17 protein-coding genes and 1 other RNA gene are annotated in these 18,285 nt (G+C 68.9%); 14 read left to right on the top strand and 4 right to left on the bottom strand.

Features of this window, described 5'->3' with window-relative positions; all coding sequences use genetic code 11:
• Positions 1-161 precede the first annotated feature (161 nt).
• Together B5Y19_RS01425 and B5Y19_RS01420 are read right to left on the bottom strand one after the other, a co-directional pair.
• On the bottom strand, positions 162-950 hold the full coding sequence (locus B5Y19_RS01425) for an N-acetylmuramoyl-L-alanine amidase (protein WP_055728846.1): 789 nt from the start codon (positions 948-950) through the stop codon (positions 162-164).
• A 179-nt stretch (positions 951-1,129) separates the two neighbouring features.
• Positions 1,130-1,879 carry a TerB family tellurite resistance protein gene (locus B5Y19_RS01420; RefSeq protein WP_055728847.1) on the bottom strand — a complete coding sequence of 250 codons (750 nt, stop codon included), beginning with the start codon at positions 1,877-1,879 and terminating at the stop codon, positions 1,130-1,132.
• 456 nt (positions 1,880-2,335) lie between these two features.
• On the opposite strand from B5Y19_RS01420, the gene B5Y19_RS26305 reads away from it, so the two are divergent.
• Together B5Y19_RS26305 and rnpB are read left to right on the top strand one after the other, a co-directional pair.
• Positions 2,336-2,908, top strand: coding sequence for a transglycosylase SLT domain-containing protein (locus tag B5Y19_RS26305; protein ID WP_055728848.1), 573 nt, complete (start codon positions 2,336-2,338; stop codon positions 2,906-2,908).
• 56 nt (positions 2,909-2,964) lie between these two features.
• Positions 2,965-3,371, top strand: an RNA gene (rnpB, locus tag B5Y19_RS01410) — RNase P RNA component class A.
• Positions 3,372-3,544: 173 nt separating this feature from the next.
• Here rnpB and B5Y19_RS01405 read toward each other — a convergent pair.
• Positions 3,545-3,967, bottom strand: coding sequence for an organic hydroperoxide resistance protein (locus B5Y19_RS01405; RefSeq protein WP_055728849.1), 423 nt, complete (start codon positions 3,965-3,967; stop codon positions 3,545-3,547).
• A 145-nt stretch (positions 3,968-4,112) separates the two neighbouring features.
• On the opposite strand from B5Y19_RS01405, the gene B5Y19_RS01400 reads away from it, so the two are divergent.
• From B5Y19_RS01400 to murD, 9 genes are all read left to right on the top strand, one after another.
• Positions 4,113-4,577, top strand: a complete 465-nt coding sequence (locus tag B5Y19_RS01400) for a MarR family winged helix-turn-helix transcriptional regulator (protein ID WP_055728850.1) — start codon at positions 4,113-4,115, stop codon at positions 4,575-4,577.
• A 561-nt stretch (positions 4,578-5,138) separates the two neighbouring features.
• The gene (locus B5Y19_RS01395) at positions 5,139-5,615 is read left to right on the top strand and encodes a division/cell wall cluster transcriptional repressor MraZ (protein WP_055728851.1); all 477 of its coding nucleotides are present in this window, start codon (positions 5,139-5,141) and stop codon (positions 5,613-5,615) included.
• Positions 5,612-6,652 (top strand): 16S rRNA (cytosine(1402)-N(4))-methyltransferase RsmH, encoded by a 1,041-nt coding sequence (gene rsmH / locus B5Y19_RS01390; RefSeq protein ID WP_055728852.1) that lies wholly within the window; start codon positions 5,612-5,614, stop codon positions 6,650-6,652. Before B5Y19_RS01395 ends, rsmH begins: the two co-directional genes overlap by 4 nt.
• A gap of 2 nt (positions 6,653-6,654) precedes the next feature.
• Complete coding sequence (ftsL, locus tag B5Y19_RS01385) at positions 6,655-7,041, top strand: cell division protein FtsL (RefSeq protein WP_055728853.1); 387 nt, start codon at positions 6,655-6,657, stop codon at positions 7,039-7,041.
• Positions 7,038-8,816 (top strand): peptidoglycan D,D-transpeptidase FtsI family protein, encoded by a 1,779-nt coding sequence (locus tag B5Y19_RS01380; RefSeq protein ID WP_079591012.1) that lies wholly within the window; start codon positions 7,038-7,040, stop codon positions 8,814-8,816. The genes ftsL and B5Y19_RS01380 overlap by 4 nt, the downstream gene beginning before the upstream one ends.
• A 34-nt stretch (positions 8,817-8,850) precedes the next feature.
• On the top strand, positions 8,851-10,311 hold the full coding sequence (locus tag B5Y19_RS01375) for a UDP-N-acetylmuramoyl-L-alanyl-D-glutamate--2,6-diaminopimelate ligase (RefSeq protein ID WP_055728855.1): 1,461 nt from the start codon (positions 8,851-8,853) through the stop codon (positions 10,309-10,311).
• The gene (locus tag B5Y19_RS01370; protein ID WP_055728856.1) at positions 10,308-11,732 is read left to right on the top strand and encodes a UDP-N-acetylmuramoylalanyl-D-glutamyl-2,6-diaminopimelate--D-alanyl-D-alanine ligase; all 1,425 of its coding nucleotides are present in this window, start codon (positions 10,308-10,310) and stop codon (positions 11,730-11,732) included. Before B5Y19_RS01375 ends, B5Y19_RS01370 begins: the two co-directional genes overlap by 4 nt.
• Positions 11,733-11,794: 62 nt before the next feature.
• Entirely contained in the window at positions 11,795-12,877 is a 1,083-nt protein-coding gene (gene mraY / locus B5Y19_RS01365) for a phospho-N-acetylmuramoyl-pentapeptide-transferase (protein ID WP_055728857.1), read from the top strand.
• 10 nt (positions 12,878-12,887) lie between these two features.
• Positions 12,888-14,321, top strand: coding sequence for a UDP-N-acetylmuramoyl-L-alanine--D-glutamate ligase (gene murD / locus B5Y19_RS01360; RefSeq protein ID WP_055728858.1), 1,434 nt, complete (start codon positions 12,888-12,890; stop codon positions 14,319-14,321).
• 12 nt (positions 14,322-14,333) lie between these two features.
• On the opposite strand, the gene B5Y19_RS01355 is transcribed toward murD, so the two are convergent.
• Complete coding sequence (locus B5Y19_RS01355) at positions 14,334-15,326, bottom strand: glycerophosphodiester phosphodiesterase family protein (RefSeq protein WP_139384221.1); 993 nt, start codon at positions 15,324-15,326, stop codon at positions 14,334-14,336.
• Positions 15,327-15,502: 176 nt separating this feature from the next.
• Here B5Y19_RS01355 and B5Y19_RS01350 point away from each other — a divergent pair, with 176 nt between their 5' ends.
• The 3 genes from B5Y19_RS01350 to murG all read left to right on the top strand — a co-directional run bounded on the left by B5Y19_RS01350 (position 15,503) and on the right by murG (position 18,277).
• On the top strand, positions 15,503-15,886 hold the full coding sequence (locus tag B5Y19_RS01350) for a YybH family protein (RefSeq protein ID WP_055728859.1): 384 nt from the start codon (positions 15,503-15,505) through the stop codon (positions 15,884-15,886).
• Between the two features lie 149 nt (positions 15,887-16,035).
• The gene (locus B5Y19_RS01345) at positions 16,036-17,169 is read left to right on the top strand and encodes an FtsW/RodA/SpoVE family cell cycle protein (protein WP_055728860.1); all 1,134 of its coding nucleotides are present in this window, start codon (positions 16,036-16,038) and stop codon (positions 17,167-17,169) included.
• Positions 17,170-17,194: 25 nt separating this feature from the next.
• Positions 17,195-18,277: an undecaprenyldiphospho-muramoylpentapeptide beta-N-acetylglucosaminyltransferase gene (murG, locus tag B5Y19_RS01340; RefSeq protein ID WP_055728989.1), complete on the top strand. Its 1,083-nt coding sequence runs from the start codon at positions 17,195-17,197 to the stop codon at positions 18,275-18,277.
• Positions 18,278-18,285: the final 8 nt, after the last annotated feature.

Raw genomic sequence — 18,285 nt, 5'->3', positions numbered from 1 at the left:
GAGTTAACTTCCTGCAATGTTATGGAAACTTCGGCCTGTCGCGGCGTGCGCGCCGTCATTGCGCGGAGCGAAGCGAAGAGGCACTCCAGGGAGACCGGGTCGAAGCGCTCAGCCCGGTCTTGCTGGATTGCTTCGCTGCGCTCGCAATGACGGGGCTCCGGTCACGCGGTGCGGCTTTCCTGCGTTGCCGCCAGCAGGTCGCGCAGGGTCGTGATCGTCGAGGAATCGGCGACCCCGTCGACCTTCTCCGGGCGCCAATGGCGCTGGAAGGCGGCGACGACCGCTTCGAGCTTCTCGTCGAAGACGCCGTCGACCGAGACGCCGTAGCCGAGCATGGCGAACATCGCCTGCAGCGCCTCGACAGGCTGGCCGGCCTCGCCGCGGGCGAAGAAGCGCCCGCCCCGGATCGGCGCCGGCTCGGTCCAGAGGCCGACGCCGCCCTCGGCGAAACGACGCCAGGGGAATTTCTCGCCCGGATCGATCTTGCGGCCGGGCGCGATATCGGAATGGGCGAGGACGCGCTCAGGGTGAATCGACCAGCGCTGGCAGATGTCGCGGCAGAGGTTCAGCGTCGCGGCGATCTGTTCTTCCGGAAAATCGGGCAGGCCGCCGGGATGGCCGGGATTGGCGATCTCGATGCCGATCGAGCAGGAATTGATGTCGGTCTCGCCGGCCCAGTGCGAAGCGCCGGCATGCCAGGCGCGCCGCCCCTCAGGCACGAGCTGCAGCGTATGGCCGTTCTCGAAGACGAAGTAATGCGAGGAAACCTGCGAGACCGGATTGCACAGCCATTGCAACGCTTCGCCCGCGACCGGCATGCCGGTGTAGTGCAGGATCAGCATGTCCGGCCGGCGGCCGGCTGTCCCATCCGCATGCTTGCGTTCGCCGTGGTTCGGCGAGGGGAAGACCTTGGCGGCGAAGCGGCTGTCGGGGGTGGCTGTGTCGGTCATGCGATGGCTTTAGCGCATTGTGCGATGGGGATGGAAACGCGGCGTCATCCGGGGCGACCGAAGGGAGATCCGGGATCGGTTCCGGAGCGCCTCCGAGAGAGGTTCGGGAATGGATCCCGGATCGGCGCCGCCTCGCGGCTTGTCCGGGATGAGCGGCGCATCTTGTGAGAAGCCCGTGCTCAGGCGGGTTCGGGCGTGAGGCTGCGGCTCATGCCGCGCTCCTTGCGGATCGCGTCCCAGGCGGCGTTGATGGCCGAGAGGCGCCGCGTCGCGATGGCGATCGCCTCCTCGGGCAGGCCGCGCGCGATCTCGCGATCGGGATGGGTCTCGGCGACCAGGCGGCGATAGTGCCGACGCAGCTCGGCATCGTCCATCTCGCGGCTGGCGCCGAGGACGAGATAGGGATCGTCCGGGCGGCGGGCATGGCGAGCCTCGATCCGGGAGAAATCCCTGTCGGCGATGCCGAAGATGCCGGCGACCGAGCGCAGATAGGCGTGCTCCGCCTCGTGGATCGCGCCATCGGCCGCGGCGATCAGGAAGAGGCCGTCGAGAACGTCCTCCAGCAGGGCCGGCTCGTCCTTGAAGGCGCCCGCGATCTGCGCGGCATAGGCCTCGAAGCCGGCGCTGGTCTGCTTGGCGAGGTCGAAGAGCTGCTCGATGCGCTGCTGCTGCTCGGGCGGGACCTCGATGATGCGGCGGAAGGCGGTGACTTCGTCGCAGGTCACGACGCCGTCGGAGCGCGCCATCTTGGCGGCAAGCGCCACCAGGCCCGTGGTGAAGACGAGCTCGCGCGGCGCCGGGCCGAACGGAGCGCCCTCGCGATCGACCAGCACATGGCCCGCAACTGCGCCGACCAGGGCGCCGAGGGGGCCGCCGAGAACGAGCCCTAGCCCGCCGCCGCCGAGCGCACCCCAGAAGGAGGAAGCCATGAACCGAGTAACCCTAGAGAATCCGAAGGGCGAATGATGTGGGAAGCGTCGCCGCCGATGCAAGGGGGCGAGCTGCGGCGGCCTGACGCGCCGAAAAATGCGGACAAGCCGCGAATCAGGCCGAATTGCGGCAGGGCGAGCGGCTGTTTGATTCGTGCTTTTCGCCCGCCGGCCGGCAAAGTTTTTCTGCCGGACGAATACATGACAATACTTCACAGTTAAATATAGAATAAATTCCTGTTTACGTATTGATTCGTGCGTTTTTCTTGTCGTGACGACAGATTATCGACACATTCGACTATCAATTGAGCGCCCCCATCGGCCAGTCATGGCGCAGTATGGGTTCCTTTCAACATGCGATATATCTCTGGTTGTCTCGTGGCTGCGTGCCTGATTAGCCTCTCCGGCGTCGCTTCGGCGGAGGACTTCGTCAACGCGGAAACGGACCCCAGAGCCTTGCTCGTTCGTGACGCCGAGATCGCCCGCCTGAAGGCCGCCGGCGCGACCAGTGACGCCGACGCCGGCAAGGTCGGCACGAAGGCGAGCGCCAAGGCGGCCGTCAGGAATGCCCGGACCGCCAAGGCGGAGGCCGCGACGGCCGAAGTCGCCGCGACGGTCGAGCCCCGGGCGAGCCGTGCGCTCGCCGCGCCCGCCGGCGCCGAGGGCATCAAGGCGATCGTCGCCCGCCATGCCGCGGCCAATGGCGTGCCGTTCTCGCTGGCCGATGCGGTGGTGCGCGTCGAAAGCCGCTACAATCCGCGCGCCGCGCATGCCGGCAATCTCGGCCTGATGCAGATCCGCCATCAGACCGCACGCGGCATGGGCTATTCGGGCAGCGCCGCCGGCCTGCTCGATGCGGAGACCAATGCGCGCTACGCGATGAAGTATCTCGCCCAGGCCTACAGGCTCGCCGGCGGCGACACCTGCCGGACCATCATGAAATATCAGAGCGGCCACATGGCGACCCGGATGAGCGGCGCCAACCGCACCTATTGCGCCAAGGTGCGCACGATCACGGCCAGCAACTGAGGCGACAACGCGGCACAGGCTTGACGCCGGCCGCGCCAGCGCGCATCTCCCCCTCGCCAGTCGGCCGGACGGCCGCTCTCGCTCGCGAGGGAGGAAAGTCCGGGCTCCACGGAAACACGGTGCCGGATAACGTCCGGCGGGGGTGACCCCAGGGAAAGCGCCACAGAGATCGAACCGCCTCGCGCCGGGAGCTTCGGCTCTCTTTCGCGAGGTAAGGGTGAAAAGGTGCGGTAAGAGCGCACCGCGGACCCGGCAACGGGGACGGCATGGCAAGCCCCACCGGGAGCAAAACCGAATAGGGACGACGCTTTCCGCGCAAGCGGGGAGGGGCTGGTTTCTGAGCCCCGTCGTCCGGGTTGGTTGCTCGAGGCGCGCAGCGATGCGCGTCCCAGAGGAATGGCCGTCACGTCGGGGGAGCGATCCTCCGGCCATCCAGAACCCGGCTTACAGGCCGACTGGCACCTCGACCGTCGTGAATTCTACTCCGGCGGGCACCCGATGCGGCTTTCTGCGCTTCCGGTGCTCACGGACCGATGTCCGCTGCGCTCCGGTTCTCGAATGCCGCGCCGGCTGCCTCGCCGGAGCGAATTCCCGATCGGTCTCGGGGCTCGTCTCATCGGGCCGGAATTTGCGCCCTCAGGCCACCGTCGTCTGGACTTCGATATTGCCCTTCGTCGCATGCGAGTAGGGGCAGACGACATGGGCCTTCTTCACGAGGTCCTCGACCACGGCCTTGTCGACGCCCGGCACCGAGACGGTCAGCTTGGCGGCGATGCCGAAGCCCTGGCCGTCGTCACGCGGGCCGATGCCGACCTCGGCCGAAACCTTCGCATCGTCCGGGATCTTCACCTTCTCCTTGCTGGCGACGAATTTCAGCGCGCCGAGGAAGCAGGCGGAATAGCCCATCGAGAAGAGCTGCTCGGGATTGGTGCCGTCGCCGCCGCCGCCGCCGAGTTCCTTCGGCGTGTTCAGCACGAGCTTGACGTTGCCGGTATCGGTCGCGGCCTGGCCCTCGCGGCCGCCGGTGGCGGAACCATGGGCGGTGTAGAGGATTTTCATGGGAGGCTCCTGTGTGGGTGAGCTGACGCTTGTGATTTAGATTGTGCGCAATTAGATTGTCAACAATTAAATTTGGCGATCGCGGCGGTTGATTGCCGCGCCGCTTTCGGGTTTGCGTGGAGGCCGAGGGGCCGGCGAGGGTGCGATGGCGAACAGCGACAGGGCCGATGACGGAACGCCGCGGCTGGGGCAGCAGCTCTGTTTTGCGGTCTATCAGGCGAGCCATGCCTTCAACCGGGCCTATCGTCCGATCCTGGCGGCGCTCGGCCTGACCTATCCGCAATATCTCGTCATGCTCGGATTGTGGGAGGATGACGGCCCGACGGTGAAGGCGCTCGGCGAGCGGTTGATGCTGGATTCCGGCACGCTGACGCCGCTGCTGAAGCGGCTGGAGGGTACCGGCCTCATCCGCCGCGAGCGCGATGCGCAGGATGAGCGGCAGCTCCGCATCCGCCTGACCGAAAAGGGCGAGGCGATGCGCGCCGAGGGGCGGGGCGTGCAGGCCGCGATCGGCTGCGCGCTGGGGCCGACGGCCCAGGGGGCGGAGCAGCTGCGCGAGCAGCTTGCCCGCGTGCGCGACGCGCTGCTGGCGGCCTCGCGGGACGCGTAGGGCAGGGCGTCGTTCCCGGGCGGCGTGAGGCGCGGTCTCCGGGCAGGTCGATAAAGGCCGCTTCATCCTTCGCGAGGCGCCGCCATCCCGGTCGGATGGGCGCGGCCGACGCCGCTTTCGCGGGAGGCCGGTGTTTTCCCCGGGAGGCCCGGGGACTCTGAGGTCTCGGCATCGTCCGTCCGGGACGCTTGGGGTGGGCCTCGACGCAGCGCGCATAGTCCGTGCGAAATTTTTATTCGGCCGCTTTCCGGCGCTCGCGGCGGTTGTTCCCCTCCGAAGCAAGCCGGATTCCGCATGGTTTACGGATACTTAACCTTAACGGTCTGTGATGATCGCAAGCCCCCGCGGGCGCTGCTTCGTGCTTGCGATTCCATTGACGCCCATCATTGCCCATGCTATCCCAAATCATCCCGTCGAAGCCGGCAGGCAATCTTCAGGTCAAGCTCCGTGTGCCGCGCGGAATTTGGCTCGAGGGCACGTCTTGCCCGCTTCGACGGGGGGTCTTTCCGCCGCCTGCCCGCGGGCGCGGCGATGCGATGAAGAGCAGGCCGGGAGGCGGCGTTGACGGACCGCTTCGTCTCGAACTTCACCAACCGGCTCGACGCCAAGGGGCGCGTTTCCATTCCTTCGAGCTTCCGTTCCGTCCTGGCGAAGGACGGCTACGAGGGGCTCTACGTCCATCAGGCCCTCGACCTGCCGGCGCTGGATGCCGGCGGCAACGCGCTCAGGGCCACGATCGACGACATCCTGGCGCGCTTCTCGCCATTTTCGGACGAGTGGGAGCTGCTCTCGACGGCGCTCAACGGCACCTCGGAGGTGCTGAAGGTCGATCCGGAGGGGCGCATGGTGCTGAGCGAGGCGCTGAAGGTGCATGCCGGCATCGGCGACAGCGTGACCTTCGTCGGGCATGGGCACAAATTCCAGATCTGGGAACCGGAGCGTTTTCGTGCCCATCTCGATGCGGCGCGGACACGGCTGCGCGACGTGAAGCGCGCGCTTGGCGGATTGGGGGCGGCAACGGGAGGGGCGGGCGCATGACGGACCATGGCGACCGTTCCGGCGGGGCCGTCGACGGACCGGCGCGTCACGTGCCCGTGCTTCTGCCCGAGGTGCTGGCGGCGCTCGCGCCGCAGGCCGGCGGACGCTATCTCGACGGCACCTTCGGGGCGGGCGGCTATGCCCGCGCGATCCTGGACGCGGCGCCGGGGGCGACGCTGCTCGGGCTCGACCGCGATCCGAGCGCGATCGCCGGCGGGGCCGATCTCGTCGCCGCGATGGGCGGGCGGCTGACGCTGTCGCAGGCCCGGTTCGGCGAGCTCGCCGAAGAGGCCGAGCGCTTCCGGATGGCGCCGCTCGACGGCGTCGTGCTCGATATCGGCGTCTCGTCGATGCAGATCGACCAGGCCGAGCGTGGCTTTTCGTTCCGCTTCGACGGGCCGCTCGACATGCGGATGAGCGGCGATGGCCAGAGTGCCGCCGACATCGTCAACGAGGCCGAGGAAGGGCTCCTCGCCAACATCTTCTACCATTATGGCGAGGAGCGCCGCTCCCGCGCCGTCGCCCGCGCCGTGATCGAGGCCCGCCGCAAGGCGCCGCTGACCACCACCAAGCAGCTCGCGGACCTCGTCGCCGGGATCGTGCGGGGCGAGCCGGGCGGGGCGCATCCGGCCACCCGCGTCTTCCAGGCACTGCGCATCGCGGTCAATGACGAGCTCGGCGAGCTGGTGCGCGCGCTGCATGCGGCCGAGACGGTGCTGAAGCCCGGCGGGCGGCTCGTCGTCGTCACCTTCCATTCGCTCGAGGACCGCATCGTCAAGCAGTTCTTCACCGAGCGCTCGGGCCGCGTCCCGACGGGCTCGCGTCATGCGCCGGCCATCGCCGCGGCCGAGCCGACCTTCCGCCCGGTCGGCAAGGGCGCGGTGGCGCCGTCGGAGGCCGAGATGCGGGCCAATCCGCGGGCGCGTTCGGCCAAGCTGCGTGCCGCCGAGCGCAATGCCGCGCCGGCTAGGCGGGCCGAGGCCGGCCTCGTCGCGCTCTCGACCGTACCCGCCCCGCAGCCGCGCCGGAGATCCTGAGCGTGATCAAGCTCCTGCATGTCATCGCCATCGGCGCGCTGGTCTCCTCGGCGGTCTACGCCTATTCGATCAAGTACGAGACGACGCTGGCGGCCGAGCATCTCCAGAAGCTCAAGGCCAAGACCCAGCGCGAGCGCGACGCGATCCAGGTGCTCAAGGCCGAATGGCAGTTCCTGAACCGGCCGGACCGGATCCAGGCGCTGGCCGAGCGCCATCTCGACCTGCAGGCCTTCGTGGCGACGCAGGTGGTGAAGCCCTCCGACATCCCCAACCGCGGCCCGAAGGTCGACACCATCGGCCGCAAGCTGGCCGATCTCGGCCTCGGCGTGCCGACCGAGACGCCGAAGGACCGCAAGACGGGCGCGACGACGCCGGGACCGATGCAATGACCGAGCCGACGCACAACGAAGCCCCGCAGGACCAGCAGGACGAGGCCGCCGAGGCCATGGCGAAGCCCGGGCGGCTGGCCTGGCTGCGCGATGTCTTCCGCATGAGCGGGGAGAAGAGCCAGCCGCGCGTCGGCCTGGTCATCCTCTGCTTCTCGGCGCTGTTCGTCGCCATCACCGGCCGGCTGGTCATGCTGGCGGCGCTGCCGAACGAGCAGGTCGGCCTGCGCCGTGCGACCTCGAACGCCATTTCCGCCGCGCGGCCCGACATCGTCGACCGCAACGGCGAGGTGATGGCGACCGATATCCGCACGGTCTCGGTCTTCGCCGAGCCGCGCAAGATCCTCGACAAGGACGAGGCGACGGAGCTGCTGACGGCCGTGCTGCCGGACCTCGACGCCAAGGATTTGCGCGACAAGCTCGGCACCAAGAAGGGCTTCGTCTGGGTCAAGCGCGAGATCACGCCGCGGCAGCAGGCCGAGGTGCACCGGCTCGGCATCCCCGGCGTCGGCTTCGTGCCGGAAAACAAGCGCGTCTATCCCAACGGCACGGCGGCGGCGCATGTGCTCGGCTTTGCGAACGTCGACAATGTCGGCATCGCCGGCATCGAGAAATACATCGACTCGCAGGGGCTGCAGGACCTCAACGGCGCCGGCCTCGCGACCGAGGCCACCGACCTCAAGCCCGTGCAGCTCTCGATCGACCTGCGCGTCCAGCATCTGCTGCGCGACGAGCTCTTCAAGGGCATGGAGCGCTTCAAGGCCATCGCTGCGGCCGGTGCGATCATGGACGTGAACACCGGCGAGGTGATCGCGCTCGCCTCGCTGCCGGATTTCGATCCGAACAACCCGGTCGATGCTCTGGAGAAGGACCGGATCAACCGGATGAATGTCGGCGTCTACGAGATGGGCTCGACCTTCAAGGCGCTGACCATCGCGATGGCGCTCGACTCGGGCAAGGTCAACATCAATTCGAGCTTCTCGACCGCCGGCGGCATGATGCGGTTCGGCCGCCAGGTCATCAAGGAATATCACGGCACCGGCCGCACGCTGACCGTGCCGGAGGTCTTCCTGCACTCGTCCAATATGGGCTCGATCAAGATGGCGCTCGCCGTCGGCGTCGAGGGCCACAAGGCCTTCCTGAAGAAGATGTGGCAGCTCGACCGGATGACCACGGAGCTGCCGGAAAGCGCGTCCCCGATCGTTCCGCAGCGCTGGGGCGAGATCAACACCGCGACCATCGCCTTCGGCCACGGCCTCGCCGTCGCGCCGCTGCAGGCGCTCAACGCCGTCGCCGCGCTGGTCAATGGCGGCTACCTGATGAAGCCGACCTTCCTGAAGCGCACCGAGGAGGATGCGCGCAAGGTGGCGACGCGCGTGATCAAGCCGGAGACCTCCGAGGCGATGCGCTACATCATGCGGCTCAACGGCGAGCGCGGCTCGGCCCGCAAGGCCAATGTCGAGGGCTATTTCGTCGGCGGCAAGACCGGCACGGCCGAAAAGGTCATCAACGGCCGCTATGCCAAGAACAAGAACTTCACGACCTTCACGGCGATCGCGCCCTCGGACAAGCCGAAATATCTCTTCCTCGCGATCTACGACGAGCCTAAGGGCTATGCCGAGAGCGGCGGCTATTCGACCGCGGCCTGGAATGCCGGCGTCACGACGGGCAAGCTGATCGAGCGCGCGGCGCCTATCCTCGGGCTTGCGCCCCGCTTCGAGCCGCCGCCGTCGCCGTTCCCGCTGATGGCCCGGCTCGGCGCCTGGGGCTCCCGCTGACGGCGACGCCCGCCGCGATCGAGGCAAGGTGACGATGACGAGTTCGGGATACAGCCTCGGAGACCTCTTCCCCGAGATTTTCGATGACGACGCCGCCAGCCAGCAGGTGCATGGCGTCGCCTTCGACAGCCGCAAGATCACGGGGGACGACGTCTTCGTCGCGCTCGCAGGGGCGAAGGCCGACGGGGCTCGCTTCATCATGGACGCCGTGGGGCATGGCGCGGTCGCGGTGGTGTCCGGGGGCGCGCGCCCTGCGGAGCTGCCGGCCGGCGTCGCTTTCGCCCAGGTCGACGATCCGCGCCTCGCGCTGGCGCTGGCCGCCGCGAAGGTCCATCCGCGCCAGCCCGGGACCATCGTGGCGGTGACGGGGACGAGCGGCAAATCCTCGGTGGCGGATTTCACCCGCCAGATCTTCCAGGCGCTCGGCCATGAGGCGGCGAGCCTCGGCACGATCGGCGTCGTGACGAAGAACGGCGCCGATTACGGCTCGCTGACGACGCCCGATCCGCTCTCGCTGCACGCCTCGCTCGATGCGCTGGCGGGCGCTGGCGTCACGCATCTCGCCATGGAGGCCTCCTCGCACGGGCTCGACCAGCGCCGCCTCGACGGCGTCAGGCTGAAGGCCGGCGCTTTCCTCAATCTCGGGCGCGATCATCTCGACTACCATCCGAGCGTCGAGGACTATCTCGCCGCCAAGCTCCGGCTCTGGGAGCTGCTGCCGGGCGGCGCGCCGGTCGTGATCAATCGCGACGAGCCCTTTGCCGAGGAGGCGGCGCAGGCTGCGGCCGCTGCCGGCCATCCGATCATCGGCATCGGCCGCAAGGGCGAGACGCTGACGCTGCTCGGCAATGAGCGGGACGGCTTCTCGCAGCGCCTGACGGTCGGCTTCGACGGGCGGAAGCTTTCCGTCGCGCTGCCGCTGGTCGGCGATTTCATGGCCGGCAACGCGCTCGTCGCCGCCGGCCTCGCCATCGCGACCGGCGCGGACAAGGCCGCGGCGCTGGAGGCGATCTCCGGGCTGAAGGGCGTGGCCGGGCGGCTCGAGCGCATCGGCGAGGCCAATGGCGGGCTCGTCGTGGTCGACTATGCCCACAAGCCGGACGCGCTGGCCGCGGTGCTGGCGACGCTGCGCCCCTATGCGACCGGCCGGCTGATCTGCGTCTTCGGCTGCGGCGGCGACCGCGACAAGGGCAAGCGCCCGCTGATGGGCGCGATCGCGGCCGCGAAGGCCGACATCGCCATCGTCACCGACGACAACCCGCGCAGCGAGGACCCGGCCACGGTCCGGGCCGAGATCATGGCCGCTTCGCCGAAGCTGCTGGAGATCGGCGACCGCGAGGAGGCGATCCGGAGCGCGGTGTGCATGCTGACGCCTGGGGATTTGCTGGTCGTCGCCGGAAAAGGCCATGAAACCGGCCAGATCGTGGGCGACCGGACGCTGCCCTTCTCCGATCACGACGTGGTCCGGAAAGCGCTATCGGAGATCGCAGGATGAGCGCCCCGCTCTGGACCGGAGACAAGCTGATCGCGGCGCTCGGCGCGCGGCCGGAAGGAGCCGTGCCGCCCGCCGTCACCGGCGCCTCGATCGACACCCGCACGCTGGAGCCGGGCGACGTCTTCTTCGCCATCCAGGGCGAGGCGCGCGACGGGCACGAATTCGTCAAGGGCGCGCTGGAGAAGGGCGCGGCGCTGGCGGTGATCGACGAGGTGCATGCGGCCGAATTCGAGGGCGCCGGTGCGCTCGCCATCGTGCCGGACGTGCTGAAGGCGATGGAGCGGGCCGGCACGACGCGCCGCGCCGCGCTCAAGGGGCGGGTCATCGCGGTCACCGGTTCGGTCGGCAAGACCGGCACCAAGGAGGCGCTGCGCCTCGTGCTGTCGCGGCAGGGCAAGACCCATGCCCCCGTCGCCTCCTACAACAACCATTGGGGCGTGCCGCTCACTTTGTGTCGGACTCCCAGCGACATCGCCTATGGCGTCTACGAGATCGGCATGAACAGCCCGGGCGAGATCGTGCCGCTGGCGCGGATGGTGCGCCCGCAGGTCTCGATCATCACCACGGTCCAGCCGGTGCACCTGGCGGCCTTCGCCTCGGTGGAGGGGATCGCCGAGGAGAAGGCCGGCGTCTTCTGGGAGCTGGAGAAGGGCGGCACGGCGATCGTCAACGCCGATATCCCGCAATCCGAATTGCTGCGCGACATCGCCAGATCCGGCCCGGCCGGCCGGATCATCACCTTCGGCGAAAGCCCGGATGCCGACGTGAAACTCGTCTCCTGCGCGCTCAAGCCCGACATGTCGACGGTGGAGGCCCGGGTCTTCGGCGAGCCCGTCACCTATCGCCTCGGCAGCCCGGGCAAGCATATCGTGCTGAACTCGCTCGGCGTGCTGGCCGTCGTCCATGCGCTCGGCGCCGACCTCGCGCTCGCGGCGCTGGCGCTCGGCGACCTCAAGCCGCCGGCAGGGCGCGGCGCGCGGCAGATCCTGCAGGCGCCGGGAGGCCGGATCACGCTGCTCGACGAGAGCTACAACGGCAACCCCGCCTCGATGCGTGCCGCGATCGAGAATCTCGGCCGCCTGCCGGTCGAGGGGCGGGGGCGCCGCATCGCCGTGCTCGGCGACATGCGCGAGCTCGGCCCGACCGGCCCGGAGCTGCACCGGGCCCTGGCCGAACCGCTCGTCGCCAACCGGATCGACAAGGTCTTCACCTGTGGCCCGCTGATGAAAGGGCTGCATGAAAGCTTGCCTTCGCCCATGCGGGGAGCTTATGCCCCCGGGGCGGGCGAACTGGAGCCGCTCGTGCTCGATGCGATCCGCGCCGGCGATGTCATCACGGTCAAGGGGTCGCTCGGCTCGCGCATGGGGCCGATCGTCAAGGCGATCCTCGCGCGCTTTCCTGCCGTGCCTGCCGAAGACTGACCCCGCAAGAATTCGCTGCAAGAATTCGTCGCAAGAGATCGCTCAAAGAGATCGCCCAAGCAATGCTCGTCTGGCTCGCCGAACTGTCAGGCACCTTCCCGGTCCTGAACGTCTTCCGCTACATCACCTTCCGGGCCGGGGGCGCGACAGCGACGGCGCTGCTCTTCGTCTTCTTCTTCGGGCCGGCGGCGATCTCCTGGCTCCGGATCAAGCAGGGCAAGGGCCAGCCGATCCGCACCGACGGCCCCGAGTCGCATCTCGCCAAGCGCGGTACGCCGACCATGGGCGGGCTGATGATCATGTCCGGGCTGTTCGCGGCGGTGCTGCTCTGGGGCAATCTGCGCAACCCTTACGTCTGGATCGTGCTGGGCGTGACCGCGGCCTATGGCGCGATCGGCTTCTATGACGACTACCTCAAGGTGACCAAGCAGTCCCACAAGGGCTTCTCGGGCAAGGCGCGCATCGCGATCGAGGTCGTGGTCGCGCTGATCGCCTGCTACTTCGTGATGCAGACGCAGCCGCCGGCGATCTCGTCGGGCTTCGCGATGCCGTTCCTCAAGGAAGCGATCATCCCGCTGGGCATCCTGTTCCCGCTGGTGACTGCCTTCGTCGTGGTCGGCTCCGGCAATGCCGTCAACCTGACCGACGGGCTCGACGGGCTCGCCATCGTGCCGGTGATGATCGCGGCCGGCACCTTCGGCTTCATCTCCTATCTCGTCGGCAACGCGATCTTCGCCAACTACCTGCAGATCCACCATATCCCGGGAGCGGGTGAGCTCGCGGTCGTCTGCGGCGCGGTGATCGGCGCCGGCCTCGGCTTCCTCTGGTTCAACGCGCCGCCGGCCCAGATCTTCATGGGCGACACCGGCTCGCTTGGCTTGGGCGGTCTGCTCGGCACCGTCGCGGTCGCGACCAAGCACGAGATCGTGCTCGCCATCGTCGGCGGCCTCTTCGTCGTCGAGGCGCTTTCGGTGATCATCCAGGTCTTCGTGTTCAAGCGCACCGGCAAGCGCGTCTTCCTGATGGCGCCGATCCACCACCATTTCGAGAAGCTGGGCTGGACCGAGCCGCAGGTTGTGATCCGCTTCTGGATCATCTCCGTGGTGCTGGCGCTGGTCGGCCTCGCGACGCTGAAGCTGCGCTGAGAGTGCACGCATGACGCCCGTCACCGTTTTCGCCGGGCGCAAGGTCGCCCTGTTTGGCCTCGGCGGCTCGGGGCTCGCGACGGCGCGCGCGCTCAAGGCGGGCGGGGCGGATGTCGCCGCCTGGGACGACAGCCAGGGCAGCCGCGACAAGGCGGCGGCGGAAGGCATCGCCGTCGTCGACCTCAACGCGGCCGACTGGTCGGGCTTCGCCGCCTTCGTGCTCTCGCCCGGCGTGCCGCTGACGCATCCCGAACCGCACTGGACCGTCGGCAAGGCCAAGGCCGCCGGCGTCGCGATCATCGGCGATGTCGAATTGTTCTTCCGCGAGCGGGCGAAGATCGCGCCGGGCTCGCCTGTCGTCTGCATCACCGGCACCAACGGCAAGTCGACGACGACGGCGCTGATCGCGCATGTGCTGGGCCAGGCCGGGCGCGACGTGCAGATGGGCGGCAATATCGGCACCGCCGTGCTGGCGCTGGAGCCGCCGGCCGCGAACCGCATCCACGTTATCGAGTGCTCGAGCTACCAGATCGACCTCGCACCGACGCTCGAGCCCACCGTCGGCATCCAGATGAACCTGACACCGGACCATCTCGACCGGCATGGCTCGCTGGAGAACTATGCCGCCATCAAGGAGCGGCTGGTCGCCGCTGCCGAGATCGCCGTGGTCGGCGTCGATGACGAGGCCTCGAAGCAGATGGCGCGGCGCCGCGCCGCCGGCGGCCGCCCGCTGGTGAAGATCAGCGGCGAGCAGCCGCTCGACGAGGGCGTCTTCGCCGGCGTCACCGCCAATCAGGGCCGGCTCGACACCCGCATCGTCGAAGTGAAGGATGGCAGGCCGCGCGTCGTCGCCAACCTCGCCGGCATCGGCTCGCTGCGCGGTTCGCATAATGCGCAGAATGCGGCAGCTGCGTTCGCGGCGTGCTCGGCGCTGGGCCTGAGCGCCGAGGAGATCGCGGCGGGCTTCAAGACCTATCCGGGCCTGGCGCATCGCATGGAGGAGCTCGGCCGGATCGGCCGGGTCGTCTTCATCAACGATTCCAAGGCGACCAATGCCGATTCGACCGAGAAGGCGCTGACCTCCTTCCACGACATCTTCTGGATCCTGGGCGGCAAGGCCAAGGAGGGCGGCATCGAATCCCTGCGCCGCTACTTCCCGAACATCGCCAGGGCCTATCTGATCGGCGCGGCGAGCGACCTTTTCGCTGCGACCTTCGACGATGACGGGCGCGTCGCCTATGAGCGCAGCGTCACGCTCGACAAGGCGGTGGCGGATGCGACGCGCGACGCGCTGGCGCGGCCGGGCGAGGGCGAGATCGCCGTGCTGCTCTCGCCGGCCTGCGCCTCCTTCGACCAGTTCCCCAATTTCGAGGTCAGGGGCGACGCCTTCCGCAAGCTGGTCGCGGCGCTGCCGGGTTTCGTGCCCTTCGCCGCGAAGGGCTGACGATCGGCTGCCTCACGGCGCCGCCGGCCTGCCCGGCTTCAGCCAGGATGCGACGGCCTCGATCTCGTTGGTGAATACGCCGCCCGCATAGCCGGCGGGCAGGCGTGCGACATCCTCACGGCTGTCGATCCCGGTCGAGTGGTCGCCGCCATGATAGGCGCCGATCACGAAGACGGGGCTGCCGACGGCCTCCATGCGGGCGAGGAAGCGATTGGGCCAGCCCCAGAGCCAGGGCGCGACATTGATCGGCACGAAGACCACCATGGCGCGGCAGGCTTCCGGCGCGGTGCCCGTCCAGCCGGTGCCGAGGTAGCGCAGCAGGCAGCTCTTCAGGGAAGCGCGGGACATCGCCTTGATGTCTGGCGCCTGCGCGCGCAGCGCCGCGACGGGATTGTCGCCGCCATAGACCAGAAGCCGCCCGCGGCGTTCCGGCGTCAGCCGGTTGAGCACGGCGGCGAGCTTCGCGCCCTCCGCAGGATCGTTGCTCTTCACGTTGATGAGGAAGGTCCGTTCCGGAAAACGCTGGAGCACTTCGTCGAGCGAGGGCATGAGCCCGACGCCCTTGCCGCGGAAGGGGAAGGTCCTGCCGCCATCGGCGGTGTAGCCGTAGCCGAGGTCGAGCCGCCTGAGATCGGCCATCGCATGCTCGCGGGTGACGCCGCGGCCATCGGTGCGGCAGTCGAGCGTCCAGTCGTGGAAGACCGCGAACTGGCCGTCGGTGGTGGGATGGACGTCGAGCTCGACGATGTCGGCGCCGGCCGCGAAGCTCGCCTGCATCGAGTCGATGGTGTTCTCGAGATAGCCATGGGTCGGCGGCAGCATCCGCGTCGCCGTGCAGCTGTCGCGGGTGAGGCCGGCCGTGTCGAACTGCTGGGCGATGCCGCGATGGGCGAGCAGCACGGGGGCGCCGCTGCGCGCCGGCGCCAGCAAGTCGGTGTTGCCGAGATAGAGCAGGGCGGCGAGCAGAAGCAGGCCGAAGGCAACACAGCGCCGGATCGTCCGCACGTCATCCTCCCCGATCTCGAATCAGCAGCACCGGCGCTGTGCCGTCCTGCGATCGATGACGGGCCGGATGACCGAATTGCGGCGGGAGGCCGGAGCGGCCGGGTATCGGCCGGTCTGGATCAGGATGCCGACCTGCCTTACCTTGGCCGTGGCTGCCGGGAAGCGGGACAGCGGACATGACCGACGACGAGAAGGCGATCCGCCAGGTGGTGGCGAGCTGGATGGCGGCGAGCCGCGCGGGCGATCTCGCGACCGTGCTCGGCCTGATGAGCGACGACGTGGTCTTCATGACGCCGGGGCAGGAGCCCTTCGGGAAGGAGACCTTCGCTGCCGCGATGAAGGCGATGGGCGATACGGAAATCGAGGGCAAAAGCGAGATCGTCGAGCTGCAGGTCCTCGGCGACTGGGCCTTCATCCGCAACCGGATCGACATCACCGCCAGGCCGACCGGAAGCGCGCCCGTTCGGCGGGCAGGCTACACGCTCACGCTGCTGCGCAAGGAGGCCGACGGAGCCTGGCGGCTGGCGCGCGACGCCAATCTGCTGACGCTGCGGAGCTGAGCCGGAGGCGCCTTCGCCGGCCGGACCGCCTGGGGATGCCAGGCGCTATCCGCCGCATCGGAATCAATCGGTTAACCATTCATTGACAGAGTGATTCGTCACGCAAGGCGCGGTTTCGGCCGCGCAGAATTTGTCGATGGGATGCCGTCATGGTCTCGCGCGCGGAACCTTCTCTCAGCGGCCGCTGGTGGTGGTCGATCGACCGCCTGATCCTCACCGCGCTCGTCGCCCTGATGGTCTCGGGCGTGGTGCTGCTGATGGCGGGCGGGCCGCCGGTGGCCGAGCGGCTCGGCCTCTCGACCTTCCATTTCGTCAACCGCCAGGCGGCCTATCTCGCGGTTGCGATGGTGATCTTCCTCGGGGCCTCGCTGATGACGCCCCGGCAGGTGCGGCGCGCGGCGCTGCTCCTCTATGTCGTCTCGCTCGCCATGGTGGTGGCGACGCTCTATTTCGGCGTCGAGGTGAAAGGCGCCAAGCGCTGGCTGACGCTCGGCCCGCTGGGCTCGGTGCAGCCCTCGGAATTCCTCAAGCCCGCCTTCGTCGTGCTCGCCGCCTGGGCCTTCGCCGAGGGCACGCGCCGGCCGGACCTGCCGGGCACGCTGCTCGCGCTGCTGCTCTTGCCGATCACGATCGTGCCGCTGGTCCTGCAGCCGGATTTCGGCCAGACCATGCTGGTCAGCCTGGTCTGGTGCGGCCTGTTCTTCGTCGCGGGCCTGCACTGGTTCTGGGTGATCGGCCTCGGTGGGGCCGGCGCGGTCGGCATCCTGGTGGCCTATGAGCTGGTGCCCCACGTCCGCGCCCGCATCGAGCGCTTCATGGACAAGGGCTCGGGCGACACCTTCCAGATCGACACGGCACTGGAGAGCTTCGCCCAGGGCGGCTGGCTCGGAAAGGGCCCGGGCGAGGGCACGGTGAAGCGCATCCTGCCCGACGCCCATACCGACTTCATCTTCGCCGTCACGGCGGAGGAGTTCGGCGTGGTCGTCTGCATGCTGCTGGTCACGCTCTTCGCGGTGATCGTGCTGCGCTCGCTCTTCGTGGCGCAGAAGGCCGAGGACCCGTTCATCCGCCTCGCGGTGACCGGTCTCGCGTTGCTCTTCGGCATCCAGGCGGCGATCAACATGATGGTCAACCTGCACATGATGCCGGCCAAGGGCATGACGCTGCCCTTCATCTCCTATGGCGGCTCCTCGCTGCTCTCGCTGGCCGTCGGCACCGGCTTCCTGCTGGCGCTGACGCGGCGGCGGCCACGCTCCGCCGATTTCGGCAGCTACGGGCGCTGAAGCCGTGGCGACGGGCAAGCTCATCATGCTGGCGGCCGGGGGCACCGGCGGCCATCTCTTCCCGGCCGAGGCGCTGAGCCACGCTCTCCGCGCCCGGGGCATGCGCGTCGTGCTGATGACCGACACGCGGGCGGCCGAGTTCGCCGGCAGCTTCCCGGCCGAGGCGATGCATGCCGTGCCGGCGGCGACGCCGTCCGGCCGTTCGCCGCTGCAGAAGGCGAAGGCGCTCTTCAACATCGCGCGCGGCACGCTGGCCGCACGGCGGATCATCGGCCAGGTGAAGCCCGCCGTGGTCGTCGGCTTCGGCGGCTACCCGACCGTGCCGCCGGTGCTCGGCGCCTCGCTCGCCGGCGTGCGCACGCTGATCCACGAGCAGAACGCCGTGATCGGCCGGGCCAACCGCTTCCTCGCCGGCCGCGCCGACGTGATCGCGACCGGCTTCGCCCAGGTCGGCGGCCTGTCGCCGGCCCAGCAGGCCAAATGCCGCCATGTAGGCAACCCGGTGCGCCCGGCCGTGGTCGAGGCCGCGGGCAGGGAGTACGAAGAGCCGGGCGAGGGCAAGATCCAGATCCTCGTCTTCGGCGGCAGCCAGGGCGCGCGCATCATGGCCGACATCGTGCCGCCGGCGGTGCAACTGCTCGACGAGGCCGAACGCACCCGGCTGACCATCGTCCAGCAGGCGCGGGCCGAGGATGACGAGCGCGTCCGCGGCATCTACGAGAAGCTCGGCGTCAGGGCGATGATCGCGCCCTTCTTCAAGGATCTGCCGGCGCAGATGGCGGCGGCGCATCTCGTCGTCGCGCGCTCCGGCGCCTCGACCGTCGCGGAGCTCACGGTGATCGGCCGGCCGGCCATATTGGTGCCGCTGCCGGGCTCGCTCGACCAGGACCAGGCGGCCAATGCGGCCTTCCTGGAGGGGGCAGGGGGCGCGATCCGCATCCTCCAGCCCGAGTTCACGCCGCGGCGCCTCGCCAGCGAACTCTCGCGGCTGATCGCCGAGCCGAAGCACTTGACGACCATGGCCGCAAACGCGAAGACCGCCGGCATCCCCGACGCTGCCGACCGCCTGGCCGATCTCGTGATCGCCACGGCCAATCATTCGAACTGACAGGATTC

This window comes from Allobosea thiooxidans (assembly GCF_900168195.1).
Lineage (GTDB): Bacteria > Pseudomonadota > Alphaproteobacteria > Rhizobiales > Beijerinckiaceae > Allobosea > Allobosea thiooxidans.
This window is presented reverse-complemented; position numbering and strand designations above follow the sequence as displayed.